General features: G+C 67.4%; 3 protein-coding genes. 1 reads left to right on the top strand and 2 read right to left on the bottom strand.

Annotated elements, in window-relative coordinates; translation table 11 throughout:
- Positions 1-1896: MMPL family transporter (locus VFG33_RS27730; protein ID WP_325055910.1), on the bottom strand; the 1896-nt coding region annotated here is incomplete at its 3' end.
- A gap of 87 nt (positions 1897-1983) precedes the next feature.
- On the opposite strand from VFG33_RS27730, the gene VFG33_RS27725 reads away from it, so the two are divergent.
- Complete coding sequence (locus VFG33_RS27725) at positions 1984-2571, top strand: TetR/AcrR family transcriptional regulator (RefSeq protein WP_325055909.1); 588 nt, start codon at positions 1984-1986, stop codon at positions 2569-2571.
- Positions 2572-2715: 144 nt separating this feature from the next.
- Here the strand turns inward: VFG33_RS27725 and VFG33_RS27720 are convergent.
- Positions 2716-3319, bottom strand: a 604-nt coding sequence (locus tag VFG33_RS27720; protein ID WP_325055908.1) for a hypothetical protein, incomplete at its 5' end; no start/stop codon positions are given.

Below are 3319 nucleotides of genomic sequence, written 5' to 3'. Positions count from 1 at the left end.
GAGATCGGCGGCCTCGCGTGGATCGGTCCCCAGCTCGGCTTCCTCGCGGAGCCGGGCGACCATCAGGATGTTGTAATCGGTGCCGATGGCAACGACGAACAGATAGAGCAGGATCGGCAACGAGAACGACACACCCGCGTGCCCTGCGGCGCCCTGGAACACGAACACGGTCGCGCCCATCGTGGCGAAGAAGCTCAGCACCACGGCGAGCATCAGGATCAGCGGCGCCAGCAGGCTACGCAGCAACAGCGCCAGGATGATCGCGATCAGACCGCCCGCGACTGGGAAGATCACCGACAGGTCCCGGGTGTTCGCGTCCCGGATGTCGGTGTAGCTCGCGGTGACGCCACCGACCAGCACGCTGGTTCCAGCCGGCGCAGCAGCGTGGGCCGTGTCCTTGAGCGGGCCGTCGACCAGATCCAAGGCAGCTGTCGCGTACGGCGTGTCGTCCAGGACCACGTTGATCTGAGCAACGGACTTGTCCGGATTGAGCAGAGCCAGACGGCCATCTCCACCGGCGGGCAGTACTGATCCGACCCCGTCCACCTCCGCCAGTTTCCCGGCGAACGTTTCCAGAGCGGCTGGGTCGAGCGGTGCGCCGTTGGTGCTGCGGACGTAGACGTTGGTCGGGTTCAGCGCGCCGGCTGGGAAGCCGGACTGCAGATCCTTGATGGCGCGGGAGGACTCCGTGTCGGACGGCAGTTGGCTGAACGCGTCGTAGTCGACCTTCATCCCGAGCGTGCCGAGAGCGAGCGCGACCATGATGGCGCCGGACGCGAGCGCGACCACGGCAGGACGCCTCGCCGTGAAGGTGCCGAACCGCTTGAACATCGCCCCCTTCGGCGTCTTCTGCCACGACTTGGACGGCCAGAACACCTTCGGGCCGAGCAGGGACACCACGGCCGGGATCAGCGTGATCGCGGCGAAGGCCATCACGGCGACAGCGATCGCCAGCCCCGGGCCGAGGCTCTTGAATCCACCGAACACGGCCAGCAGCAACGCGCTGAACGCCACCACGATCGCACCGGCGGCGGAGACGATCACCTCGGAGACCCGAGCGGTTGCGGTCACGAGAGCCTGCTTCGGCTCCTCGCCGGCGCGAAGGCGTTCCCGATACCGGAACAGCAGGAACAGGATGTAGTCCGTGCCGACGCCGTAGAGCACGACGGTCAGGGTCGTCTGCAGATCCTGGGTCACCTGAAGGTCGAACGCCTTCGCGGCCAAGGCGATCAACCCGGGTGCGATGGCGCTCACCAGACCGACCGTGAGGATCGGCAGGAACGCCGCGACCGGGCTGCGGTAGATGAACAGCAGCAGGCCGATGATCAGGACGACGGTGGCGATACCGACCACCACGAAGGCGTTGTTGAACGCATCCTGATTGTCCAGGAAGAGCGCGGCGTCACCGGTCACGCCGTACGAGAGTGCGCTGCCTTCGAGGGTCGGGCCCGCCAGGTCTCGGACCTTCTTGACCGCGTCGAGCACGGGCTGCTCATCGGCTGTGCCCTTCAAGCCCACACTGATCAGCTGGACCTGTTTGTTGGGCGAGACCGCTTGCGGACCGGTCACGGCCGCGGTGACGCGGTCGATCCTGGCGGAGGTGATCTTGTTCGCGAGTTCGGTCACCTTGGCCTGGTCCGCGGCGGTCAGTTCACCGCCCTCGGCCCGCTTGACCACGATGCTCGCGGTGGCGTCGTTGGTCTGGCCGAACGCGTCGGCGGCCAGATTCTGCGCCTGCACCGACTCGTAGGAGTCCGGCAGGAAACTCGTCTGGTCCTTGTTGGTGACGTCGGCCAGTGTCGGCGCGAAGGCGAGGACGGCGACCGCCGCGATGACCCACGCGGCGATCACTTTCCAGGGATTGTGGACGACGAATCGTCCGAGCCGAGTGAACACGAAACCCTCCCGAGATGCTGTCTACCTGCCGGTCGGTTGGTAGACTACCTGCCGCACGGTAGGTTGCGAAAGTGAGAGGGTGGTGAGGTGCAGCACGACACGAGGGCCCGGGACACGAAGGCCGAGATCCATCAGGCGGCGCTGGAGCTGTTCTCCACCCGCGGCTACGAGAAGACGAGCCTGCGTGAGATCGCCGAACGGGTGGGCATCACCAAGGCGTCGCTGTACTACCACTACTCGTCGAAGCATGAGCTGCTGAAGGCGATCATCGGCAGCTTCTTCGAAGATCTCAACGAGATGCTCAATCTGGTCGACCAGCTGCCCTGGTCAGCGGAGACGGAGCGCGAGCTGATGGGCGCCTATCTCGACGTGGTGATCAAGCACCGCGTCGCAGGACCGCTCGTACTGCGTGACCTGGCGGCCGTGCTCGCCGCCTTCGGGGACGACCTGGACGAAGTGGTTGCCAGGAGCCGGGACTTCCAGATCTGGCTGGCCGGCCCGGATCCGACCGTCGGCGACCGGCTGCTCGCAGCCGCGGCGGTCGAGGTCGTCGGCGCGGTCCTGTCGTCCGGACTGGGGCCGTCGGAGGTGAGCGACGACGAGATCCGCGCCGTCCTCCTGGACGCAGCCACCGCAGTTCTCAGCCGCCGCCAACGCACCACCACCAACGTCTGACCCCCAGCTCAACCCGCGGTCGCCGCCCCGGCCAGTTCCCAAGCCGTCGCTCGCCCTGGCTAATTCCCAAGCCGTCGCTCGCCCTGGCTGATGCCAAGCCGGCACCGGCTCGGGTGAGCGTGGCGGCACCTGTGTGGTGGCGGGTCAGACTTCTCTGCTGTCGGGCTTGCGGTGTTTGTTGTGGCTGGTTGAGCCGGTGGCTTCGCCCAGGTTGCTGGCGGGCTTGGCGGGGTCTGCCGGGGTGGCGCTGCCGGGTGGTGCGTTGCCGGCGAGCGCTTGCTGTGGATCTTCGTCCATCCGGGCGCCGGTCGCCTGACCCTCGACTCTCGCGAGTAGTTGCTGGCTGGGACTCAGCTGCGGATCCGAGGTTGAGCTGGACTGCGCGGGGTCGCCGGCCGTGCCCGAGAACGCTGCCGCTGAGGCCCTGCTCGTGTCCGCCTTGAAAGCAACCAGCCCCTCAGGCTTCTCAGCGCTCGAAGAGACCGGAATCTGAGCCGCCGCAACTTGAGCCGGCGCGGCCTGAGCCGGAGTCGCTGGGGCTGGGGTGGGCTGGGACGGTGTCGCCTGAGCCGGCGTGGTCTGGGCCGGAGTTGCTGTGGCTTGGATTGGGGTGGGTTGGGCGGCGGCTGCTACCTGGTTGGGCTGTTGGCCCGGGGCGGTCCACGTTGTCCGTTGGGGTGTCTGGTTGCGGGCGGCCGGGTTCTGGCGGCGCGCTGTGTAGGCCGCGGAGAATTGCTGCGCCGCGGTC

Source organism: Kribbella sp., assembly GCF_035687465.1.
In the GTDB taxonomy this organism is placed as follows: Bacteria; Actinomycetota; Actinomycetes; order Propionibacteriales; family Kribbellaceae; genus Kribbella.
This window is presented reverse-complemented; position numbering and strand designations above follow the sequence as displayed.